Here is a 21,214-nt window from a genome sequence, read left to right as displayed (position 1 = left end):
CATGAGAGTATTCATGATGGTTCTATTGCGATTCCTTATGATTACTTTGCTGCTGACCACCCTCAGCGGCCCTGCTTTTGCGCAGCTTTTCGACCGCAACGGCCAATGCCGCCCCGGCCAGTTCCAATGCGGCACAAGGTGCTGTTCGGGCGGACAGAGATGCAGCTTTGATGGCCATTGCATTCCTCTGGGTGGCACCTATTGCGGGGGCGGGCGCACCTGCGGCCCGTTTGAGCGCTGCGTTGCGGGGGGCACGCGATGCGCGCCTGCGGGGGCGAACAGTTGTACTTCGCGCGCGGATTGCCCGGGCGGCTCGATCTGCAATGCGCGCCGCGAATGTGAACGCATCACGCCCAATTTTGACCCCAACACAGCAATCGAAGGCCTACCCACCGTCTGCGATGATGGCCTGACTTGCGGTGCGGGATCGTCCTGTCTGCCGGGCGGCGGATGCTCGCGCCCCGGATGGTTTTTGTGCGAGGAAACCGGCTCGCAATGCCGCCCCGGGTTCAAGTGTTCCGAACATCAGGGATGCGTGCCGATCAAGGCCATCGACTGCGGCTATGGCAAATGGTGCAAACCCGGCGAACAATGCCTGCCCGAGGGTGGATGCGAGAAACTGCCAGAAGGAACCGATCCTTAGGTTGCCTAGGCGCGCGGACCTTCCTATAAGCGGCCCGATTGTCAGACAGGAGCCCGCCCATGCGTTTCGCCCATCGTCACCTTCTTGGCATCGAGCATCTGTCGCAATCCGATATCACCGCTATTCTTGATCTGGCCGAGACATATGTCGACCTGAACCGGCAATCGACCAAGCATTCCGACGTTTTGTCGGGGCTGACGCAGATCAACATGTTCTTCGAAAACTCGACCCGCACGCAGGCCAGCTTTGAACTGGCGGGCAAGCGGCTGGGCGCGGATGTAATGAACATGGCGATGCAGGCCAGTTCGATCAAAAAGGGCGAGACCCTGATCGACACCGCCATGACGCTGAACGCGATGCATCCCGATCTGCTGGTGGTGCGGCATCCGCATTCCGGCGCCGTCGATCTGCTGGCGCAAAAAGTCAACTGTGCGGTGTTGAATGCGGGCGATGGCAAGCATGAACACCCGACACAGGCCTTGCTGGACGCGTTGACGATCCGTCGCGCCAAGGGCCGTCTGCACCGGCTGAACATCGCCATTTGCGGCGATGTCGCCCATTCCCGCGTGGCACGGTCGAACCTGATCCTGCTGGGCAAGATGGAAAACCGCATCCGTCTGATCGGCCCGCCCACTTTGGTGCCCGACCACTTTGCCGAATTTGGTGCCGAGATCTATGACGACATGAATGACGGCCTTAGGGAAGTTGATGTTGTCATGATGCTGCGCCTTCAAAAGGAACGGATGGATGGCGGCTTTATTCCGTCCGAGCGTGAGTATTACCACCGCTATGGGCTGGACGCCGCCAAGCTGGCGCTGGCCAAATCCGACGCCATCGTCATGCATCCCGGTCCGATGAACCGCGGGGTCGAGATTGACGGGACCCTGGCCGACGACATCAACCGCTCGGTCATTCAGGAACAGGTTGAAATGGGGGTCGCCGTCCGCATGGCTGCGATGGAACTTTTGGCCCACAACCTGCGCGAGGTGGCATGAGCGATCTGACCGTTGCCCCCCATGAACGCGGCGTGATCCGCCTGTTCACGCTGAACATGCGCCCGGAAGAAGCCAAATTTCTGCGTGAACCCGGTGCCGCCGATCAAATTCTGGGCGTCGCGGGGCTGGACCCTGAACAGATCGACGTCTTTGCGGTCTCAGACCTCGAGGACCTGGGGCTCTATGGCTATCTGAACGAGGGCTGCGGCGTGTCCGCCGATCAGTTGGATCGCACAGCGCTTGAAGCCATAACGGGTTGGGTCATGGTGGTCCGCAGCGCTGCCTTTGGCGGTCGCGCAGCCACTCTGATCCCGGACAAACGGCTGCGCCTGATCGGGCTGTTCACCGAAGAGGCTACCAATTGGACCGGCGGTCCGATCGAAACCGAAAGCGCAAAACCGTTCTCGGCCCCTCAACCCGCATCCCAAAACGACCAACCCCGCCGCATCGGTTCTGCCGTTCTGGCATTAGTGATCCTTTTGGCCGTCGGAGGCATCCTGTGGCTGATCCTGTGACCTTCTCGCCCGACAGAGGCACTTATATTCGCACCAACGCATGGCTGGCCGCCGTGGCCATGGCGGGTGCGATGATTGTGCTTTGGCTGATTGGAAACCCCTATCCCTGGACCGGTGCGCCTGCCGGTCTGGCCGCCGTCGGCATCCGGGCATGGTACATGGCCTCGGAAGAACTGGTCGCCACCTGGACGATGACGGACACCACCCTCACCGGCCCCGGCCCGCGCAAGGTGGCCCTGAACCAGATCAAGGCGGTCAATATCATGGGCAGTTTTGTCCAGATCGTCACCAAGGGCGGCGACAAGCACCTGATCAAATATCAGGCGGATTCCGCCGCCACCAAAGCCGCAATCGAAAGGGCACTGGCATGAGCAACCTGACCTTCACCAACGCCCGCCTGATCGACCCGGAAACCGGCACGGACAGCCTTGGCTGGCTGCAGGTGGGCAACGGCCAGATTACCGCGCGCGGTGACGGCGACGCACCGTCCACGGATACGCCAATCATCGATTGCAGCGGGCACTGCCTTGCCCCTGGCATCGTCGATATCGGCGTCAAAGTCTGCGAACCGGGCGAGCGGCACAAGGAAAGCTATAAATCCGCCGGTCTGGCAGCAGCAGCCGGCGGTGTGACCACCATCGTTACCCGCCCCGATACCAGCCCGGCCATCGATACGCCCGAAAGCCTTGAATTTGTCACCCGCCGCGCGCAGGCGGATACGCCGGTCAACGTCTTGCCCATGGCCGCCCTGACCAAAGGACGCGACGGGCGTGAGATGACCGAGATCGGTTTTCTGCAAGATGCGGGCGCGGTGGCGTTCACCGATTGCGATCACGTTGTCACCAACACCAAGGTATTCTCGCGCGCTCTGACCTATGCGCGGTCTTGCGACGCGCTGGTTATCGCGCACCCACAGGAACCTGTCCTGAGCGCCGGGGCCGCCGCGACCAGCGGCAAGTTTGCAACCTTGCGCGGATTGCCCGCCGTCACGCCCATGGCCGAACGCATGGGGCTGGACCGTGATATTGCCCTGCTGGAAATGACTGGCGCTGCCTATCACGCCGATCAGATCACCACCGCCCGCGCTCTGCCCGCGCTAGAGCGCGCCAAGCGCAACGGGCTGGACATCACCGCGGGCACTTCGATCCACCATCTGACGCTGAACGAGCTGGACGTGGCCGACTATCGGACTTTCTTCAAGGTCAAGCCGCCGCTGCGGTCCGAAGATGACCGTCAGGCGGTTATCGAGGCCGTGCGCAGCGGCTTGATCGACATCATCAGCTCGATGCACACACCGCAGGACGAGGAAAGCAAACGCCTGCCGTTTGAAGAGGCCGCCTCGGGCGCCGTTGCGTTGGAAACGCTGCTGCCCGCAGCCCTGCGCCTGTATCATTCGGAACAGTTGGACCTGCCGACGCTGTTCCGGGCCATGGCGCTGAACCCGGCAAAACGGCTGGGGCTGGACAGCGGTCGCCTGTCCGAGGGCGCGCCCGCCGATCTGGTGCTGTTTGACCCGGATGTGCCCTTTGTGCTGGACCGGTTCTCGCTGAAGTCAAAATCGCAAAACACACCGTTTGACGACCAGCGGATGCAAGGTAAGGTCACCGCAACCTACGTGGCTGGACAAGAAGTTTACCGGAGACCCTGATGCCGCCATTTGACAGTTCGATGACCCAGCTGATCCTCTGGGCTGTGCTTGGTTATCTGATGGGGTCTGTTCCTTTTGGCATGATCGTCGCCAAGGTCATGGGGCTGGGCAACCTGCGCAATATCGGGTCAGGCAATATCGGGGCAACCAATGTGCTGCGCACCGGCAACAAGGCAGCCGCGGCGCTGACGCTGATCTTTGACGCCGCCAAGGGCGCGGTGGCCGTTCTGTTGGCGCGGGCACTGGCTGGGGAAGACGCCGCCCAGATCGCGGCGCTGGCCGCCTTTTTGGGCCACTGCTTTCCTGTCTGGCTGGGCTTTAACGGCGGCAAGGGCGTGGCCACCTTTCTGGGCCTGTGGCTGGCGCTGGATTGGCGCGTAGGTGTGGCCTGCTGCCTGACATGGCTGGTGGCTGCAGCGATCTGGCGGATTTCATCACTGGGCGCGCTGGTGGCTGCGGCCATGTCGGTTGTCTGGGTGATTGTGCTGACGGACAGTTCAGCCTTTGCGCTGAGCATCATCCTAACCCTGCTGGTCTACTGGCGCCACAGCGCCAATCTGGCGCGGATCAAGGCGGGAACCGAGCCGAAAATCGGCAAATCGTGATTGCGCCAACCGGTTTTCTGAACGCCTTTTTCGCGTTGCCCGAGGGTACGTTTACCGGTTATGCCAATGGGCGGCGCTATGTGGTCAGCCGTTCGGTTTTTGGCGCTGGAAGGTCTCTCAAACTGGTGGCCCATCAGCTTGGCGGCCCGGACTATATCAGCATGAACTTGTATTTGACGCGACAAAGTGGTGCCCTGCTGCGCCCCTGTGAAATGCCTGCCGATAAGGTCGTTTCATTCGTCACCGCTCTGATCCCGGATACGTAATCTGCATCACCAAAACTTGTGTTACCGGACCTTCACAATTGATTGTCTTGAACGTGATCAGGGCGCTGCCCAATTGAGGTTCTGTGACGGCCAATTACCGGCGTCGCAAAAACAAAATCCGGTTTGCCCGGGCAAAATTCAGGTGCTCTAGAGCGAGCCTATTCACGAAAGGTGAAACCATGAACAAGTTCAAATCCATTCTGGGCGGCGTTGCGCTGTCCGTTGCAATCGCAAGCTCGGCGCTGGCCGCTGGTGTTGAGATCAACGCAAGCTCGACCGGTCTGGCAATGCAGGGCTATGACCCGGTTGCATATTTCACCGTAGGCGAGCCGACCAAAGGCGATTACCGCATCTCGACCCTGCACAACGACGCGCTGTACCGTTTTGCTTCGGAAGAAAACAAAGCTGCCTTTGAAGAAAACCCAGAAGCGTACCTGCCCGCATATGGCGGTTACTGCGCATTCGGCACCGCGATGGGCTTCAAGTTCGACGGCGACCCGAACTACTGGAAAATCGTTGACAACAAACTGTACCTGAACCTGTCGAAAGACATTCAGGAGCGCTGGGAAGGCGACGTTCCGGGCTTTATCGAAAAAGCCGGTGTGAACTGGGAAAACATTGCTGACAAAGATCCGGCTGAGCTGCAGCAATAATTTGCTGACATCTGACAGTCTTTCGGCGGCGAGGTCACTCGCCGCCGTTTTTGTTTGTTCCCGCTGGCGACAGGCCCTGTGACATTTGCCCAGGACTTGATGAGTTTTACAATTCCAGCACCGTGCTGCCAGTGGTCTGTCGTGCCTCAAGCGCACGATGCGCATCGTCCACCTGATCCAACGGAAAGCGCTGGTCGATATGGATCTTGACCTCACCGCCCTCAACCTTGCCGAACAGACGTCGGGCCATCGCCTGACAGACCGCGTGATCGGCAATATGGGTAAACAAAGTCGGGCGGGTGATCTTGAGCGAGCCCTTCTTCGCCAGCATCCCAATATCTATCAGCGGCACAGACCCTGACGCATTGCCGAAGGAAATCATCATCCCCAACGGCTTGAGACAGTCCAGCGATCCGGTGAACGTATCCGCCCCGATGGAATCCATCACCACATCCACCCCCTTGCCACCGGTGATTTCGGCTACGCGCTCGACAAAGTTTTCGGTGCGGTAATTGATGCAATGCGCAGCGCCGTTGAATTGGGCAAGGCTACATTTTTCGTCGGTCCCGGCGGTTCCGATCAGAGTAATCCCCTCGGATTTGGCCCATTGGCACGCGATCAGCCCTACGCCACCAGCGGCCGCGTGAAACAAAACAGTATCGCCACGTTTCAACGGCGTCGTTCGGTGAAACAAATATTCGACCGTCAATCCCTTTAGCATCATCGCCGCCGCCGCATCATACGGAATCCCGTCAGGTAGTGGACAAACCTGCGCTGCGGGCATCACCCGGGCTTCAGAATAGGCGCCTGCCGGTGCCGCCGCATAAGCTGCACGTTGGCCAGGCTCAAGATGGGTCACACCTTCGCCAACAGCTTCGATCACGCCTGCGGCCTCCATCCCCAGAGCGTGCGGCAGATCCATCGGGTACAGCCCGATCCGCTGGTAGATGTCGATAAAATTCAATCCGCAGGCATGATGGCGGATACGCACCTCGCCGGGGCCGGGGTCCCCGACGGGGCGGTCTTCGATCCTCAGAACTTCGGGGCCGCCGTGTTCGTGAATGACGACGGTTCTTGCCGTTTGCTGCATGCTGACCTCCTGTTGCCTGCGACCAAGCTAACACGCCTGAAAATCAGGGCAATCGGCACATTTCCGCGTCACGCAACCGTAACGTGAAAAAATGTGCTATACTGCTATCTGGGCGTTGCCGGCTGGTCCGGCCTCAGGCAATCGATGCCGGATCCACCCTGCTGCGCGATACGCAAAGGGAGGGGAAATCAATGGCTAAAACGATTGGAAATCCGATTAGCTGGGCCGCCCAGAATATCGGTGCGACCGGTGATCACATAGCTGAAAGCGTCAACCATATCGGCAGCGCGGATACGCGGCATCTGCCGGTGGTGCAAAATTTAACAATGCAAGACCTGCGGGCTTGTCTACAGGCTGGGTACAATGACTTTCTGGAAACCAGAGCAGATGCCATATTCATCGTGCTGATCTACCCGATCGCAGGATTGTTGATGTTCGGGTTCGGGCTGAACCGCAACATGGTGCCGCTGCTGGCGCCGCTGATCATGGGGTTTGCTCTGATCGGCCCAATAGCCGCAGTGGGTCTGTACGAGATCAGCCGCAAACGCGAACAAGGGGGAGAAGTGCATTGGCTGGATGCGTTCGGTGTGTTCCGATCGCCATCTTTCGGTGCCATTTTGATGTTGGGTTTCTATCTTGTCATGCTGTTGCTTGTCTGGCTGATGGTAGCGCAGAGCATCTACGTCCACACGCTGGGCCCTGATCTGCCCACATCCTTAGGCGCCTTTGTCACGCAGGTGTTCACCACCGGTGCGGGCTGGACAATGATCATCTTTGGCAACGCGGTAGGATTCCTGTTTGCTCTGGTCGCACTAGCCATCAGCGTGGTCAGCTTTCCGTTATTGCTGGACCGCAAAGTGGGTCTACCAGTGGCGGTTGTGACCTCGGTCCGGGTGCTGCGGCAAAACCCCGGAGTGATCCTGACATGGGGCTTCATTGTCGCCGCCTTGCTGGTGATTGGCGCAATCCCGATGCTGCTGGGGTTGATTGTGGTGATGCCCGTGCTGGGCCACGCCACATGGCACCTGTACCGCCGGGCCGTCGCCTAAAGCGCGCGGCCTGAACCGCGCGCTGGTCAGCAGCTTATCCGGCGACGTTCAAAACGATCTTGCCGATGTGATTTGAACTTTCCATACGCGCATGTGCAGCGGCGGCATCGGCCAGCGCGAACTCGCTGTCCATCACGGGCGCCACCCTTCCGGCGTCCAGCAATGGCCAGACCGCCTCGCGCAGATCCTGCGCAATCTTTGCCTTGGCCAGATCACTTTGTGGGCGTAGGGTGCTGCCGGTCAGGGTCAACCGTTTGACCATCATCAGGGCGAAGTTCAGTTCGACCTTCGGGCCCTGCAAAAAGGCGATCTGCACCAAGCGCCCGTCTTCAGCCAGGGTCTTGACGTTGCGCGGGATATAATCGCCCCCAACCATGTCGAGGATCAGGTTCGCCCCACCTTCGGCGCGCAGGACACCCACGAAATCCTCATCGCGGTAATTGATCGCCTTTTCGGCCCCCAGTTTGACGCAAGCCTCGCATTTATCGGCCGACCCGGCGGTTGCAAAGACCCGTGCGCCAAACGCATTGGCCAGTTGGATGGCCGTCGTGCCAATACCGCTGGACCCGCCATGGACCAGAAAACGCTCACCCGCTTTCAACCCACCGCGCATGAAGACGTTGGACCAGACGGTAAAGAAGGTCTCGGGCAGGCAGGCGGCCTCTTTCATTTCCATACCTATGGGAACCGGTAGGCAATGTGCAGCGGGCGTGGCGACATATTCGGCATAGCCACCGCCGGGCAACAACGCACAGACCTTGTCACCAACCGACAGGCCATCGACACCCGCACCGATCGCCACGACCTCGCCCGACGCCTCCAGGCCTGGCAAATCGCTGGCACCCGGCGGGGGATCATAAGCCCCAGCGCGCTGCAACGCGTCCGGGCGGTTTACCCCGGCATATGCCACTTTGAGGATTACCTGACCGGCTTGGGGTTCCGGTACGGGACGGTCGGTCAGTTGCAAAACCTCCGGTCCGCCGGGTTTGGTGATCTCAACGGCGCGCATTGTCTCGGTCATGGGCAAATCTCCTTTGCCCAATGCCTAGCAGGCAATTTCTGGAAGGCCCAGATGCTTACTTGCGCGGATTCATCATCCCGGGCAGGTCGACCCGCATTTTCACGGGCGGTTTCACCTGGCTGGCAAACCAGTTCGGCACCGCCAGAAACGGTTTGAACAGCGGATTACCATTCACCTGCGCCTTGAGCTTTTCGAATTGCATGACATTGTCGATGCGACGGTCCAGAAACTCCCACGTTTTCTGGTGGTCCGGCGAATCATCCCCCAACCAGAACAACAGGGTCGAGGAATAGACCCCAGACAAGGTCGCGCGCTTGGTGTACCAGTTCACGTCGTCCGAGGTATCGCCCAGCGTATCCCAGATCAGATCGCAGGTCTGCCACAGCGCCTTGGCCCCATCCGCCGCATGGGTCGGCAGCGAAAACAGCGTCAAGCCCCGGCGTACCAATTCCTTGTCAGGCACAGCCTCAAGCCGGAACCGAACGGCAGCGGCCACGCGCTCGCGGAATTTCAGCTCGCTCAGGTCGGTGGATTTCAGGCGCTCTACCATGACCGCATCCCCGCGCGCATGAAAAGCCAGCGCCAGATCAACCGCGCCTCGGGGGCAGATCGCGCGCGCCAAACCGTCATCCAGATCGCAATCAATGATCGCGGCGCGAAAGCTGGTTTCAGACCAACCGTCAAAGGGCACGTGGGTCAGCATCGCATCCAAAAGCTGTTGTTTTGCATCTTCATAGGTAACGGTCATGGCGGGTCTCCGGTTCTCGGGGCCAGTACTAGACAAGATAGACCGGCTTTGCTATACGGCCAACTCCTGCAATTTCCTTGCAACTCTATCTAGAAAGGTGGTGACAACCACATGCAGGTTAGTGTTCGCGACAATAACGTCGATCAGGCGCTTCGTGCCCTGAAGAAAAAGCTGCAGCGCGAAGGCGTGTTCCGTGAAATGAAGCTGAAGCAACATTTCGAGAAACCGTCCGAGAAAAAAGCGCGCGAGAAGGCTGAAGCGATCCGTCGTGCCCGTAAACTGGCACGTAAGAAAGCACAGCGCGAAGGTTTACTCTAAGCACCTCGCTCGTCCAGCTTTGGATGACACTATTTGACGACCCCCGAGGCATCGCCCGGGGGTTTGTCGTTTCTATCACCGGTTGCATTCCGCCGAGTCCACCTCAGCCTTAGGCGACAAGCTGCTAAATCGGGCCAAGCAACATTTTGCCCGGCATTTTGCAGCGCAGCGAATCCCGTATCGGTAGCACGCCCCTGCTGAAATTCGCCTGAAATCTAAACCGCTCTGTCCGTCCGTTCGACGCTCCCTGTAACTGGCCTCGTCTACTCAGACGACCATTCAAAACGGAGGCTACTATGTCGACTGCAAGTACATTCGAGCAAGAAATGCTGGCGTTAATCAATGATGAGCGCACATCCCGCGGGCTATCCCCGCTGCAACTGGAAACCCGCCTGAACGCATCGGCCGAAGATCACAGCACCTGGATGCTGAACGCCGATATATTCAGCCACACCGGTTCGGGCGGTTCTAGCGCGACCGAGCGCATGGAAGATGCCGGGTTCGACTTTACCGGCAGCTGGCGGTCAGGTGAAAACATCGCCTGGCAATCGGAACGCGGTGCCGCAGGCATCAGCGACGATGTCGAGCAACTGCACCAGAGCTTGATGAACAGCCCCGGCCACCGCGCCAACATCCTGAACCCTGACTACGAATTTATCGGAATTGGGATTGAAGAAGGCGACTACAATGGGTGGGATGCCGTAATGGTGACCCAGAACTTTGCCACTACCGACGCTGCAGTGGTGCTGGACAACGGTGCGACACCAACGCCGCCCACGGACGACGTGGCAATGCCGGACGACCCTGTCTCCGAAGACCCGGTCGAAGATACACCGGACACCGACGTCACCGAAACCGATGACCCGGTCGAAGAAACACCGGATACCGATGTCACCGAGACCGAGGACCCGGTTGAGGAAACGCCTGACACCGACGTCACCGAGACCGACGACCCAGTCGAAGAAACGCCTGACACCGATGTCACCGAAACCGAGGACCCAGTCGAAGAAACGCCAGACACCGATGTCACCGAGACCGACGACCCGGTTGAGGAAACGCCAGACACCGATGTCACCGAGACCGACGACCCAGTTGAGGAAACGCCAGACACCGATGTCACCGAGACCGACGACCCAGTTGAGGAAACGCCAGACACCGATGTCACCGAGACCGAAGACCCGGAAACACCTGAACCGGATGTCACCGATACGACTGCAGGCGTTTGCTTCGACGTGGAAGAATTCCTGGCGGCAATCGAGGATTTCGTGAACGACCTGTTGGCGCTGGTAGACGATTTCAGAATGAATGACGACCCGATGGTGACCGATGCGGACACCATCGAGGACGATTTCATGCTGACCCTGGATATGTGCGACGACACTCCGGCGGCGAGTGACGATGCCCCGGTCATGGAGGCGGACGCACCGGATGACTTCTTTATCCTGATACCGGCCGACAGTGGATGCATGATGGACTTTGTCTAAGGTCCGATGCAGCGTGTGAGGCACTGAAACGGTGCCTTACATCGCTTTCACAGCGCACTTGCGCAGTTTTTCGCACAAACAACGCGAATCAGGCGGTGGCAAATCGCCGAACGGGTCGGGGTGTCCAGATTGTGTCTGTATCCCGTCAAATTCTCGCCATTAATGTCTCGCCAAAATAACTCAATTCAATTGGAGGCAGAATCATGTCAACGGCCAGCAATCTAGAACGGCAGATGCTTGCATTGATCAATGACGAACGCACAAGTCGGGGGCTGCAACCCCTCAAGCTTGAGCTTCAGCTGAACGACTCGGCCGAAGATCACAGCGAATGGATGCTGCAGACAGATATCTTCAGCCACACCGGTCAGGGCGGCTCGAGCGCAACCCAGCGGATGAGAGATGCCGGTTTCGATTTCACCGGCAGTTGGAGGTCGGGTGAAAACATCGCCTGGCAATCCGAACGCGGGCCCAATGGTGCCAGCGATGATGTGGTACAGCTTCACCAAAGCCTGATGAACAGCCCCGGTCACCGGGCCAACATACTGAACCCCGATTTCGAATATATCGGGATCGGGATTGAAGAAGGCAATTTCAACGGTTGGGATGCCGTGATTGTGACCCAGAACTTTGCCACGACCTCGGCGCCGGTGCAGTTGGACACCGGCGGGTCCGGTGGCGGCTCGGGTGGCGGCTCTGGCGGCGGCACACCTACCCAACCCGGCCAACAGGCCGTGGACGCAGGCACTGTGGGCGACGCCTCAGACAATTGGTTCATTCTGAAAGCCGGTCAGGCCGGCGCGCTGAACGGCGGCGAAGGAGATGACATTCTTGACGGCGGCTTCGGCCGCGACACGCTGACCGGCGGCACCGGCGATGACACACTAAGCGGTCATGGCGGCAATGACGTCCTTCTGGGTGGCCAAGGCGTCGATTTGTTGATGGGTGCGACCGGCAATGACTGGCTGCAATCGGGCATGGGTGCCGACAGGTTGCAGGGCGGCTCTGGCAACGACGTGCTTAGGGGTGGCCGTGGCCGCGACACCCTGATCGGAGGCGACGACGACGATACTCTGATCGGTGCCCGCGGCATTGACACAATGACCGGCGGCAACGGGGTGGACACATTCGTATTCACCATCGGGCCGGACACCGTCACGGATTTCACCTCTGAAGACTTCATCGACCTCAGCCTGAATAGTGCGATCACCGGGTATAACGACCTGATGAACAACCACATTTCGCAATCCGGCAATGATGTGATCATCGACGACAACGCTGGGAATACTCTGACTCTGCAAAATACTCAGATCGCAGACCTGGCAAACGAACATTTCGTGTTCTGAGACCCCAGGTTTTCCAAATTAATGACGCCCCCGGTTTTGGGGGCGTTTTCTTTTGATCAATAGATTTTGGGAACGTGCAGCTCATCCGGCAGGACGCGCCGTTCATATTCCGGGTTGTATCTTCGATCCGGTAATTCGACCTTTTCCTGTGGAACATCCGTATAGGGAATCTTGGTCAGAAGATGCTCGATACAGTTCAGGCGCTCGCGTTTCTTGTCATTGCCTTCGACGATATACCAGGGCGCCTCGGGAATGTTGGTGCGGAACAACATGTCTTCTTTGGCCTTGGTATAGGCCTCCCAGCGGATGCGGGATTCCAGATCCATCGGCGACAGTTTCCACTGTTTCATCGGGTCGTGAATGCGCATGAGGAACCGCAACTGCTGTTCTTCATCAGTGATTGAGAACCAGTATTTCAGCAAAATGATCCCCGACCGCACCAGCATCCGTTCGAATTCGGGAACGTCCTGAAAGAACTGTTCGACCTGATCCTCGGACGCAAACCCCATCACCCGTTCCACCCCAGCGCGGTTGTACCAGGATCGGTCGAACAACACGATTTCGCCGGCCGCGGGCAGATGCGGTACATAGCGCTGGAAATACCATTGGCTTTGCTCCCGGCGGCTGGGCGCTGGCAAGGCGACCACGCGGGCGACCCGCGGGTTCAGCCGCTGGGTGATCCGCTTGATCACGCCGCCCTTGCCGGCGCTGTCACGCCCTTCGAACAGGATGCACACTTTGGCTCCGGTATGCTGTACCCAGTCCTGAACCTTAATCAATTCGGCCTGCAAGCGCAGCAGATTGCGGAAATAGACTTTGCGATCCAGCATGTCGGGATGCTGGTCCTTATAGATCTTGCGGACTTCCATCGAGAGCATGGGTTCGCTGAACTCGATCTCGAAATCTTCGTCCAGCGTGTCTTCCAACTCGGCTTCCAGCCAATCTTTTGGGGCATCGTTATGTTCGTAAGCCAAGGTCTTATCCTTATCGTCTATCGGGTCCGGACCATACAACGCGCGTGTAACCGCCTGATGTCATCAGAATAATTGATAAAGCCCTTCCCCAAGCGAAACCGCTTATGGCAGCAAGGTCAAGGCGATGCGAAAAGAGGTTTGGTCCTTTTCTAAATCTGAACCTACACGCCCAGGGATACAAGCGGCAGATTTGCCGCATTACCAACAGGTTGGCATAAATCCGCCCCAAACCTACTTGCCAGAGGGTTCATTCCGTCGGCACAAGTGCCCTTCAACCCCCCTGAGGTGAATGTGGCGCATTTCATTTCCCTACTGCCTGCGATCTGGCCCTGGTTCATATTGATTGCCGCACAAATAGGCATGGTATCAGGTCGACAAGGGCTGGGTCTGGCCCTGTTGGCAGCGTTCCTAGGTTCAGCAACAGTGCTTGGCCTGCTAACCCCGCTGGCCTTGGCAATCACGGCAGCGGGCTTGCTGGGTGCTGTAGGGTTGCGCCGTCTGACCGGTGTGCCCGCCGTTTTCGGGCATCTGGTGTTGATCCTGTGGTGTCTGGCTCTGGGGGCGCATCTGATCCCCGGGTTTCACAATCTATTGGTTCTGAATCAGGTACAGGCAGGCCCGGGCAGCGCTGCGTTCACAATGTATCTCAATCTGGACAAACCAATGGTCTTGTTTGCCGTTCTGCTGGCTTGGCCAGGCATGATCCATGGCGCGCGGCTGGTCAGAACCGGGCCTTTGTTGATCGGGTTGGCGGCACTGCCCGCCCTGTTTGCGTTGGGTCTTTCCCTGGGTGCGGTGCGGCCCGAGATAGTCCTGCCCGCATGGTGGCTGATTTTTGCGTTTTCAAACCTATTCCTGACCTGCCTGACTGAAGAGGCTTTTTTCCGTGGCTATCTGCAATCGGTCCTGACGTCGAAAATCGGCGTGGCGCTCGGGATCGCAGCTGCCAGCCTGCTGTTCGGTCTGGCCCATGCGGGCGGTGGCCCGGCACTGGTCGTCTTCGCCTCGATCCTCGGGGCCGCCTGCGGATTGGGGTATTACGCAACCGGGCGGCTTTGGGTGCCGGTTCTGATGCATTTTGGCTTTAACGCCTTGCACCTGGCCCTGTTCACCTATCCCGGCCCGGGCTGAACGTCACACCGGCAGAGCAGTGGTCTTGAACACCGTGCGCAGCGCGAAGGAACTTTGCATCTGCGCCACCCCCGGCAGCCGTGACAAATACTGGCGGTGAATACGGGCAAAATCCTCGGTGTTCTCGGCGACAACCTTCAAAATATAGTCCGCCGTGCCGGCCATGAGATGGCATTCAAGCACATCAGGAATGCGCGCCACGGATTTTTCGAACGCATTCAGAAGCTCTTCGGCTTGCCCTTGCAGCGTGATCTCGACAAACACCGTCGTGGGCACATTCATCTTGCGCGCATCCAGCAGCGCCACGTATTTGCGGATATAGCCTTCAGCCTCTAGCCGCTGAACGCGCCGGTGACAGGCCGAAGGCGACAGATTCACCTGCTCGGACAGTTCCGCATTTGACATACGGCCATCCCGCTGAAGGGCTGCCAGAATCTTTTTATCCGTCGCATCCAAGCTCATTTGCGCAAATCCTTTGCGAGTTTCCGACTATATAACGAAGATTCTCCTGAAAAAAAGCAATTTTGCAGGCAGAGTTTCACAGAAATTGCGCTCTGGATCGCCCATTATTTAGGCAGTTTATGAATGGAGGAGCGAAAAATGAAGATCGGTTGCCCCAAGGAAATCAAACCACAGGAATTCCGCGTCGGCATGACGCCCAATGCGGCACAAGAAGCCGTCGCGCGCGGCCACGAAGTTGTAATCGAAACCGGTGCCGGGATCGGTTCGGGCTTTGACAACGAATCCTACATCGCTGCTGGCGCCCAGATCCTGGACACCGCAGAAGAGGTGTTCGCCACTGCCGACATGATCGTCAAGGTCAAGGAACCCCAGGCGGTCGAGCGCAAGATGCTGCGTGAAGGCCAGTTGCTGTTCACTTACCTGCACCTGGCACCCGATCCAGATCAGACCCACGACCTGCTGGCATCGGGCTGCACCGCGATTGCATACGAAACCGTCACCGCACCTGGCGGTGGTTTGCCGCTGCTGGCCCCGATGTCCGAAGTTGCCGGTCGTCTGGCGCCGCAGGTTGGCTCGTGGACCCTGCAAAAGGCAAATGGCGGTCGTGGCGTTCTGATGGGCGGCGTTCCCGGCGTTGGACCGGCCAAGGTCGTTGTGATCGGTGGCGGCGTTGTTGGTACGCATGCCGCGAAGATTGCGGCTGGCATGGGCGCAGATGTTACCATCCTGGACCGCTCGCTTCCGCGTCTGCGTTACCTCGATGACGTGTATGGCGGAACCTTCAAGAACCAGTACTCGACCGCTGGTGCCACCGCCGAACTGATCCAGGATGCCGACATGGTTATCGGTGCCGTTCTGATCCCCGGCGCGGCTGCTCCTAAACTGGTGACACGCGAACAGCTTTCGACCATGAAGCCCGGCGCGGTTCTGGTTGACGTTGCGATCGACCAGGGTGGCTGCTTTGAAACCTCCAAAGCAACAACCCATGCTGACCCGATCTACGAAGTCGACGGCATCATGCACTATTGCGTTGCCAACATGCCGGGTGCCGTTGCGCGCACCTCGACCATCGCGTTGGGCAACGCGACCATGCCGTTCATGCTGTCGCTGGCCGACAAAGGCTGGAAAAAGGCTTGCCAGGACGACCCGCACCTGCTGGCTGGTCTGAATGTTCACGCTGGTCAGCTCACCTATGAGGCCGTTGGTGTAGCACTGGGTCTGGACGTTGTATCGCCCAGCGACATCGTCAACGCCTAAGGCTGGCACATAGAAATCGAAAGGCGCCCTTTTCCGAAGGGCGCCTTTTTTTGTTGTTACGCAAAGTTCACCGACCTGCGCGACAAAGAAAACGCCGCGCGATCAGCGCGGCGCCGGGCCCAACCGGAGGAGGGCATATCAATGCCCGACCGACGGGCGGGAGCCTTCAGGCCTGTTTGTGAATCTCTACCGAATGCGGATACGGGATCGACACGCCTTTTGCGTCGAAAGCCTCTTTCACCGCTTTGGTGATTTCGAACTTCACGTCCCAATAATCCGCCGCCGCACACCACAGACGGGCCGTCAGATCAACCGAGCTGTCGCCCAGGTTGGTCACACGCACCCAAGGTACGGGATCGCTGTGAATACGCTCGTCCGCTTTGGCGACATCCAGAATGATCTTCATCGCTTCGTCCGCGTTGTCGCCATAGTCGATACCAAACACCAGATCGACACGCCTTGTGTCATGCGCCGAATAGTTGGTGATGATCGACCCCCAGGATTGCCCGTTGGGGACAATGATCTGCACATTGTCCGGCGTCACCAGTTCGGTGGTGAACAGGTTCAGGTCTTTCACTGTCCCGGCCGTGCCGCCAATATCCACATATTGACCCAGCTTGTAGGGGCGGAACACCACCAGCATGACGCCGGCCGCCAGATCGCTGAGCGTCCCTTGCAGCGCCAGACCAATGGCCAGCGACGCGGCACCCAGAATGGCAACGATACTTGTGGCTTCGATCCCGAAGATCCCCAGAACGGCCACCAGAACCATCGCGAGGATGACCCATTTCACCAGGCTGGCTGAGAAGTTGCCCAACGTCGGATCAATCTGCGGAGTCGAGTTGATCCGGCGGCGCACCAGGCCGCCCACGGCCCCAGCCACGATCCAGCCAAGGATCAGAACGATCAGCGCCTTGACCGCGTTCATGATCAGCGGCGCAAACGCGCCCACCTGTGTTACGACCTCATCCACGGCCATCTCCTTTCAACAACAAGAAACCCGCGGCTTTCGCGCGGGAATTGCCAAAGTCTGAGGCAAAAACACACTTTGGTCTAGGTGCTAGTTCCACCGGATTTCCCCGTTGTTCGCCAGCAAACACGCGCTGACCGGTCGCGCACAGCTTCGGGGGCTTCCAAGATGGCCCCTCGCGCCCTACGTTCTGGGGGTATCCACTCAGGAGCCCCCAATGCTGGACACCAAACCACACCCGATCATGAATCGCTGGCCCGCACAGTTCCCGGACCGGATTCAGCTGTATTCCTTCCCTACGCCCAATGGGGTCAAAGCCTCGATCATGCTGGAAGAAACCGGCCTGCCATATGAGGCACACAAGGTCACCCTGTCGGACGCGGATGTCAAAAGCCCCGAGTTCTTGTCGCTGAACCCCAACAACAAGATCCCCGCAATCATCGACCCGGACGGCCCGGACGGACAGCCCATTGGTTTGTTCGAAAGCGGTGCCATCCTGCTGTATCTGGCAGAAAAATCGGGCAAGTTTATTGGTCAGACCCAGGCAGACAAGCACCAGGTCACTCAATGGCTGATGTTCCAGATGGGCGGCATTGGTCCAATGTTCGGCCAGCTTGGCTTTTTCCACAAATTCGCTGGCAGCGAGATCGAAGACCCCCGCCCCCGCGAGCGATACGTGAACGAGGCCAAACGGCTGCTGAACGTGTTGAACCAGCAGCTTGAAGGGCAGGATTGGGTCGTCGGAGAGTACTCGATCGCCGACATAGCCATCGCGCCCTGGCTACGCGGGCTGGATTTCTATGGTGCCAGGGAACTGGTCGGATGGGACGACCACACCAATGTAACAGCATATCTGGACCGCTTTCTGGAACGCCCTGCCGTTCAGAAAGGTCTTGTGACACCGCCACGGGACTGACCGCCCGCCCCCTCGGGCCTGTTCGGGCTTGCAGCCACACTATGCTGCAAGCCCAATTTCAATGGGTCAATTCAGCCCGGCAACTTGCCTGTCAGCACATAGCGCAAGACCTCAACCACTTGCGATGGTTGTTCGGCCACGGCTAGGGCTGCGGCGTCCACCTCTTTCAGCGCATGCTGATGATCGGGGCCGTGTAGGACGATGAGCGACTTGCCCAGCGCTGCCGCATAACCTGCATCAAAGGCAGCGTTCCACTGTTTGTATTTCTCACCAAACCGGACGACCACCACATCTGCATCCGCGATCCCTTTGCGCGTCCGGATCGCGTTGACCATCGCGCCCTTGTGGTCGTGCCAGTATTTGTTCGGCTCTTCGCCCAAAATAGCCACACCGCAATCGTCGCTGGCGTCGTGATCGGTGACGGGGCTGTTGAAGGTGATGTCCAACCCCTGTGCGCCGTCGATAATTTGCTCACGCCAATCGGTGTGAATTTCCCCTGATAGGTATACGTTCAAGCCCATGTCGACCTCCGGTATTGATTTGGAACCTACTTAAGGCGCATTTGCGGGAAGCCCAATCAAGAAAATCCAGAAACACTTATCCCAAACACGCCCTAATTCCCGTAGGTGAAACGAAAAACGCGCCCGGAAGCGCGTTTTTTTGAAGTCTTATGGCAGGGCCCCTATCCGCGCAACACACCGCCTGTGGCCTTGGTGACCTTGGCGATGATCTTCTCGGCCACCGCTTCGATGTCTTTTTCCTTCAGCGTCGCGTCGGTTGGTTGCAGGCGCACGGTGATGGCCAGCGATTTTTTACCCTCGCCCAGACTGCCACCGATGAATTCATCAAAGACACGCACATCCTCGATCAGCGCCTTGTCAGCACCGGCCGCGGCGTTGACCAGCGTCAGCGCCTCGACCCCCTCGTCAACGACAAAGGCAAAGTCGCGTTCAACCGCTTGCAGGTCACGCAGTTCCAGCGCAGCACGGGTGGCTCCGGATTTACGGGGCAGAGGCACCTCGTCCGGCCAAATCGTAAAGGCCATCGCCGGGCCTTTGATATCCAGCGCTTGCAACACACGAGGGTGCAACTCGCCGAAGACGCCCAGCACCTTTTTCGGGCCCAGACAGATTTTGCCGTGACGCCCCGGATGCCACCAGGCATCGCCGTCACGCAGGATCTGCACCTTGGCGGGTGCGCCAATGGCAGCCAGCACCGCCTCGGCATCCGCTTTGGCGTCGAACACGTCGACCGGGCGCGATGCGCCATGCACGTCCTTGGGACCATTACGACCAACCAGCAGACCGGTGATCTGCGTTTTTTGATCTCCCGGTTCGCCATCATGGAACACCGGACCGACCTCGAACAACGCCACATCCGCGTAGCCACGCGCCTGATTGCGGGCGGCGGCCTGCAACAGGCCGGGCAGCAGATCGGGGCGCATGTGGCTCATCTCGGTCGAGATCGGGTTTTCCAACTGCGTCGCTTCGTCCCCGCCACCAAACAAGGCCGCCGAGGCCTGATCGATGAAAGTGTAGGAAACGCACTCATTGTACCCCAGCGCTGCACACGTGCGCCGCGCCATCGACTGACGGCGTTGTGTCGGGGTCATCACCGGTTTCGGGATGCCATCGGTGATACGCGGCAGCGGTTTGCCCTGCAGCTTGGTCAGGGATGCAATCCGCGCGACCTCTTCCACCAGATCGGCCTCACCCATGATATCTGGGCGCCAGCTGGGAACATGCGCCATCTCGCCCTCAAGGCGGAATCCCAGACGAGTCAGGGTCTGGCGTTGTTCGCTTTCGGGGATTTCCATTCCGACCAGAGACTGCACCCGCTCGGCATCCAGTTTAAAGGCGCGCGAATGATCCGGCGCTTTGCCCGCTTCCACGACCTTGGACACTTCGCCACCGCAGATATCCAAAATCATCTGCGTTGCCTGCTCCAACCCTTCCAGCGTGTATTCCGGGTCTACCCCACGTTCGAACCGATAGCGCGCATCCGAATTGATTTTTAAAGCCCGCCCCGTCAGGGCGATCTGCACGTGATCCCAGAACGCGCTTTCCAGGAAGACATTCACTGTTTCTTCGGTACAGCCGGTTTCCTCACCGCCCATGATACCGGCAATGGATTCCGGGCCTTTGTCGTCGGAAATCACCATCATGCCAGGCTGCAGAGTGTATTCTTTCTCGTCCAGCGCAACCAGCTTCTCACCACCCTTGGCGCGATGTACCCGCAGATTGCCGTGCACTTTGTCCGCATCGAAGACGTGCAGCGGGCGATTGTGGTCAAAGGTCATATAGTTGGTGATGTCCACCAGCGCCGAAATCGGACGCAGACCGATGGCCTTCAACTGATCCTGCAGCCATTGCGGGCTGGGTCCGTTCTTAACGCCCTTGATCAGACGTCCGGTGAAATGGGGCGCGCCGTCCAGCGTATCCTCATCAATCGTCACCTTGATTGGGCTTTCGAAATCACCCGGCACCGGAGTGTAGTCACGCTGTTTCAACTTACCAATGCCACGCGCGGCCAGATCGCGGGCAATCCCTTCGACGCCCAGCGCATCGGGGCGGTTCGGGGTGATCGCGATCTCGATCATCGGATCAACCTTCGACGGCTCATTCTCAGCCAGCCAGTCGATGAATTTGTCACCGACCTTGCCCGAAGGCAGCTCGATGATGCCGTCATGCTCATCCGACAGCTCCAACTCACGCTCGGATGCCATCATGCCATAGCTTTCGACGCCGCGGATCTTGCCGACGTTGATGGTCAGGTCCAGACCGGGGATATACATGCCTGGTTTGCAAACCACGACGGTGATCCCTTCACGCGCGTTGGGGGCACCGCAGATGATCTGCAATTCACCCTCATCGGTGTCCACCTTACAGACGCGCAGCTTGTCGGCGTCGGGGTGTTTCTCGGCGTGTTTCACATAGCCCAGCGTAAAGTCCTTCAGCCGGTCCGCCGGGTTCACGATCTCTTCGACCTCAAGGCCCAGATCAGTCAGCGCCTCAGCAATCTCATCCACCGAAGCGTTGGTGTCGAGGTGGTCTTTCAACCAGGAAAGAGTGAATTTCATCGGTCGGTTTCCGCCAGTAAATCTCGGGTCAGACCGCGTTTACCGGA

At 58.8% G+C, this 21,214-nt stretch carries 23 protein-coding genes; 15 read left to right on the top strand and 8 right to left on the bottom strand.

The window, feature by feature from the left end; translation table 11 throughout:
* Positions 1-13: 13 nt before the first annotated feature.
* The 8 genes from ACR0AL_RS12820 (at position 14) to ACR0AL_RS12785 (ending at position 5,325) form a co-directional block, all read left to right on the top strand.
* Complete coding sequence (locus ACR0AL_RS12820) at positions 14-643, top strand: scavenger receptor class F, member 2 (RefSeq protein WP_480648092.1); 630 nt, start codon at positions 14-16, stop codon at positions 641-643.
* 59 nt (positions 644-702) lie between these two features.
* Positions 703-1,638: an aspartate carbamoyltransferase catalytic subunit gene (locus tag ACR0AL_RS12815; protein ID WP_480663293.1), complete on the top strand. Its 936-nt coding sequence runs from the start codon at positions 703-705 to the stop codon at positions 1,636-1,638.
* Positions 1,635-2,153 carry a hypothetical protein gene (locus ACR0AL_RS12810; protein ID WP_170377824.1) on the top strand — a complete coding sequence of 173 codons (519 nt, stop codon included), beginning with the start codon at positions 1,635-1,637 and terminating at the stop codon, positions 2,151-2,153. Before ACR0AL_RS12815 ends, ACR0AL_RS12810 begins: the two co-directional genes overlap by 4 nt.
* Entirely contained in the window at positions 2,138-2,524 is a 387-nt protein-coding gene (locus tag ACR0AL_RS12805) for a hypothetical protein (RefSeq protein ID WP_226689300.1), read from the top strand. The genes ACR0AL_RS12810 and ACR0AL_RS12805 overlap by 16 nt, the downstream gene beginning before the upstream one ends.
* Positions 2,521-3,801: a dihydroorotase gene (gene pyrC / locus ACR0AL_RS12800; protein ID WP_170516704.1), complete on the top strand. Its 1,281-nt coding sequence runs from the start codon at positions 2,521-2,523 to the stop codon at positions 3,799-3,801. The genes ACR0AL_RS12805 and pyrC overlap by 4 nt, the downstream gene beginning before the upstream one ends.
* Positions 3,801-4,406, top strand: a complete 606-nt coding sequence (gene plsY / locus ACR0AL_RS12795) for a glycerol-3-phosphate 1-O-acyltransferase PlsY (RefSeq protein WP_170350708.1) — start codon at positions 3,801-3,803, stop codon at positions 4,404-4,406. Before pyrC ends, plsY begins: the two co-directional genes overlap by 1 nt.
* The gene (locus tag ACR0AL_RS12790; protein WP_170350709.1) at positions 4,403-4,672 is read left to right on the top strand and encodes a hypothetical protein; all 270 of its coding nucleotides are present in this window, start codon (positions 4,403-4,405) and stop codon (positions 4,670-4,672) included. The genes plsY and ACR0AL_RS12790 overlap by 4 nt, the downstream gene beginning before the upstream one ends.
* Positions 4,673-4,851: 179 nt before the next feature.
* Positions 4,852-5,325 (top strand): YHS domain-containing (seleno)protein, encoded by a 474-nt coding sequence (locus tag ACR0AL_RS12785; RefSeq protein ID WP_170350710.1) that lies wholly within the window; start codon positions 4,852-4,854, stop codon positions 5,323-5,325.
* A gap of 106 nt (positions 5,326-5,431) precedes the next feature.
* Here ACR0AL_RS12785 and ACR0AL_RS12780 read toward each other — a convergent pair whose 3' ends face one another.
* On the bottom strand, positions 5,432-6,415 hold the full coding sequence (locus tag ACR0AL_RS12780) for a quinone oxidoreductase family protein (protein ID WP_170412613.1): 984 nt from the start codon (positions 6,413-6,415) through the stop codon (positions 5,432-5,434).
* Between the two features lie 191 nt (positions 6,416-6,606).
* Between ACR0AL_RS12780 and ACR0AL_RS12775 the strand changes: the two genes are divergently transcribed.
* Entirely contained in the window at positions 6,607-7,464 is an 858-nt protein-coding gene (locus ACR0AL_RS12775; protein ID WP_170350712.1) for a DUF2189 domain-containing protein, read from the top strand.
* Between the two features lie 34 nt (positions 7,465-7,498).
* On the opposite strand, the gene ACR0AL_RS12770 is transcribed toward ACR0AL_RS12775, so the two are convergent.
* Positions 7,499-8,485: an NAD(P)H-quinone oxidoreductase gene (locus tag ACR0AL_RS12770; protein ID WP_480663290.1), complete on the bottom strand. Its 987-nt coding sequence runs from the start codon at positions 8,483-8,485 to the stop codon at positions 7,499-7,501.
* A 55-nt stretch (positions 8,486-8,540) separates the two neighbouring features.
* On the bottom strand, positions 8,541-9,233 hold the full coding sequence (locus tag ACR0AL_RS12765) for a COQ9 family protein (protein ID WP_480663288.1): 693 nt from the start codon (positions 9,231-9,233) through the stop codon (positions 8,541-8,543).
* Between the two features lie 111 nt (positions 9,234-9,344).
* Here ACR0AL_RS12765 and rpsU point away from each other — a divergent pair, with 111 nt between their 5' ends.
* The 3 genes from rpsU (at position 9,345) to ACR0AL_RS12750 (ending at position 12,378) form a co-directional block, all read left to right on the top strand.
* A complete protein-coding gene (gene rpsU, locus ACR0AL_RS12760) occupies positions 9,345-9,551 on the top strand; it encodes a 30S ribosomal protein S21 (protein ID WP_005614280.1) in 207 nt (68 codons plus the stop codon).
* Positions 9,552-9,847: 296 nt separating this feature from the next.
* The gene (locus ACR0AL_RS12755; protein WP_480663286.1) at positions 9,848-11,035 is read left to right on the top strand and encodes a CAP domain-containing protein; all 1,188 of its coding nucleotides are present in this window, start codon (positions 9,848-9,850) and stop codon (positions 11,033-11,035) included.
* A gap of 203 nt (positions 11,036-11,238) precedes the next feature.
* Positions 11,239-12,378, top strand: a complete 1,140-nt coding sequence (locus ACR0AL_RS12750) for a CAP domain-containing protein (RefSeq protein WP_480663284.1) — start codon at positions 11,239-11,241, stop codon at positions 12,376-12,378.
* Positions 12,379-12,434: 56 nt separating this feature from the next.
* On the opposite strand, the gene ppk2 is transcribed toward ACR0AL_RS12750, so the two are convergent.
* Positions 12,435-13,352, bottom strand: a complete 918-nt coding sequence (ppk2, locus tag ACR0AL_RS12745; protein ID WP_170350719.1) for a polyphosphate kinase 2 — start codon at positions 13,350-13,352, stop codon at positions 12,435-12,437.
* Between the two features lie 291 nt (positions 13,353-13,643).
* Between ppk2 and ACR0AL_RS12740 the strand changes: the two genes are divergently transcribed.
* Complete coding sequence (locus tag ACR0AL_RS12740; RefSeq protein ID WP_170350720.1) at positions 13,644-14,483, top strand: CPBP family intramembrane glutamic endopeptidase; 840 nt, start codon at positions 13,644-13,646, stop codon at positions 14,481-14,483.
* Positions 14,484-14,486: 3 nt separating this feature from the next.
* Here the strand turns inward: ACR0AL_RS12740 and ACR0AL_RS12735 are convergent, their stop codons facing one another.
* Positions 14,487-14,945: an Lrp/AsnC family transcriptional regulator gene (locus tag ACR0AL_RS12735; RefSeq protein WP_170350721.1), complete on the bottom strand. Its 459-nt coding sequence runs from the start codon at positions 14,943-14,945 to the stop codon at positions 14,487-14,489.
* A gap of 138 nt (positions 14,946-15,083) precedes the next feature.
* Here ACR0AL_RS12735 and ald point away from each other — a divergent pair, with 138 nt between their 5' ends.
* On the top strand, positions 15,084-16,202 hold the full coding sequence (ald, locus tag ACR0AL_RS12730) for an alanine dehydrogenase (protein WP_226689294.1): 1,119 nt from the start codon (positions 15,084-15,086) through the stop codon (positions 16,200-16,202).
* 166 nt (positions 16,203-16,368) lie between these two features.
* On the opposite strand, the gene ACR0AL_RS12725 is transcribed toward ald, so the two are convergent.
* On the bottom strand, positions 16,369-17,181 hold the full coding sequence (locus tag ACR0AL_RS12725) for a mechanosensitive ion channel family protein (protein ID WP_480663282.1): 813 nt from the start codon (positions 17,179-17,181) through the stop codon (positions 16,369-16,371).
* A 208-nt stretch (positions 17,182-17,389) separates the two neighbouring features.
* On the opposite strand from ACR0AL_RS12725, the gene ACR0AL_RS12720 reads away from it, so the two are divergent.
* Positions 17,390-18,088 (top strand): glutathione S-transferase family protein, encoded by a 699-nt coding sequence (locus tag ACR0AL_RS12720; RefSeq protein ID WP_226689292.1) that lies wholly within the window; start codon positions 17,390-17,392, stop codon positions 18,086-18,088.
* A 71-nt stretch (positions 18,089-18,159) separates the two neighbouring features.
* Here ACR0AL_RS12720 and ACR0AL_RS12715 read toward each other — a convergent pair whose 3' ends face one another.
* Positions 18,160-18,609 (bottom strand): YtoQ family protein, encoded by a 450-nt coding sequence (locus ACR0AL_RS12715; RefSeq protein ID WP_170361282.1) that lies wholly within the window; start codon positions 18,607-18,609, stop codon positions 18,160-18,162.
* A gap of 161 nt (positions 18,610-18,770) precedes the next feature.
* Positions 18,771-21,167 carry a phenylalanine--tRNA ligase subunit beta gene (gene pheT / locus ACR0AL_RS12710; protein WP_170350727.1) on the bottom strand — a complete coding sequence of 799 codons (2,397 nt, stop codon included), beginning with the start codon at positions 21,165-21,167 and terminating at the stop codon, positions 18,771-18,773.
* Positions 21,168-21,214 lie beyond the last annotated feature (47 nt).

It is taken from the genome of Ruegeria sp. BB1 (genome assembly GCF_056539465.1).
This window is presented reverse-complemented; position numbering and strand designations above follow the sequence as displayed.

Excerpts from the sequence above, each read along its gene's own strand:
- ACR0AL_RS12775 (WP_170350712.1), top strand. The coding sequence starts at position 6,607 with ATGGCTAAAACGATTGGAAATCCGATTAGCTGGGCCGCCCAGAATATC.
- ACR0AL_RS12735 (WP_170350721.1), bottom strand. The coding sequence starts at position 14,945 with ATGAGCTTGGATGCGACGGATAAAAAGATTCTGGCAGCCCTTCAGCGG.
- ACR0AL_RS12755 (WP_480663286.1), top strand. The coding sequence starts at position 9,848 with ATGTCGACTGCAAGTACATTCGAGCAAGAAATGCTGGCGTTAATCAAT.
- plsY (WP_170350708.1), top strand. The coding sequence starts at position 3,801 with ATGCCGCCATTTGACAGTTCGATGACCCAGCTGATCCTCTGGGCTGTG.
- ACR0AL_RS12770 (WP_480663290.1), bottom strand. The coding sequence starts at position 8,485 with ATGACCGAGACAATGCGCGCCGTTGAGATCACCAAACCCGGCGGACCG.
- ald (WP_226689294.1), top strand. The coding sequence starts at position 15,084 with ATGAAGATCGGTTGCCCCAAGGAAATCAAACCACAGGAATTCCGCGTC.
- ACR0AL_RS12720 (WP_226689292.1), top strand. The coding sequence starts at position 17,390 with ATGCTGGACACCAAACCACACCCGATCATGAATCGCTGGCCCGCACAG.
- ACR0AL_RS12725 (WP_480663282.1), bottom strand. The coding sequence starts at position 17,181 with ATGGCCGTGGATGAGGTCGTAACACAGGTGGGCGCGTTTGCGCCGCTG.
- ACR0AL_RS12750 (WP_480663284.1), top strand. The coding sequence starts at position 11,239 with ATGTCAACGGCCAGCAATCTAGAACGGCAGATGCTTGCATTGATCAAT.
- ACR0AL_RS12780 (WP_170412613.1), bottom strand. The coding sequence starts at position 6,415 with ATGCAGCAAACGGCAAGAACCGTCGTCATTCACGAACACGGCGGCCCC.
- ACR0AL_RS12810 (WP_170377824.1), top strand. The coding sequence starts at position 1,635 with ATGAGCGATCTGACCGTTGCCCCCCATGAACGCGGCGTGATCCGCCTG.
- ACR0AL_RS12815 (WP_480663293.1), top strand. The coding sequence starts at position 703 with ATGCGTTTCGCCCATCGTCACCTTCTTGGCATCGAGCATCTGTCGCAA.
- ACR0AL_RS12765 (WP_480663288.1), bottom strand. The coding sequence starts at position 9,233 with ATGACCGTTACCTATGAAGATGCAAAACAACAGCTTTTGGATGCGATG.
- pheT (WP_170350727.1), bottom strand. The coding sequence starts at position 21,167 with ATGAAATTCACTCTTTCCTGGTTGAAAGACCACCTCGACACCAACGCT.
- ACR0AL_RS12820 (WP_480648092.1), top strand. The coding sequence starts at position 14 with ATGATGGTTCTATTGCGATTCCTTATGATTACTTTGCTGCTGACCACC.
- ACR0AL_RS12785 (WP_170350710.1), top strand. The coding sequence starts at position 4,852 with ATGAACAAGTTCAAATCCATTCTGGGCGGCGTTGCGCTGTCCGTTGCA.
- pyrC (WP_170516704.1), top strand. The coding sequence starts at position 2,521 with ATGAGCAACCTGACCTTCACCAACGCCCGCCTGATCGACCCGGAAACC.
- rpsU (WP_005614280.1), top strand. The coding sequence starts at position 9,345 with ATGCAGGTTAGTGTTCGCGACAATAACGTCGATCAGGCGCTTCGTGCC.
- ACR0AL_RS12715 (WP_170361282.1), bottom strand. The coding sequence starts at position 18,609 with ATGGGCTTGAACGTATACCTATCAGGGGAAATTCACACCGATTGGCGT.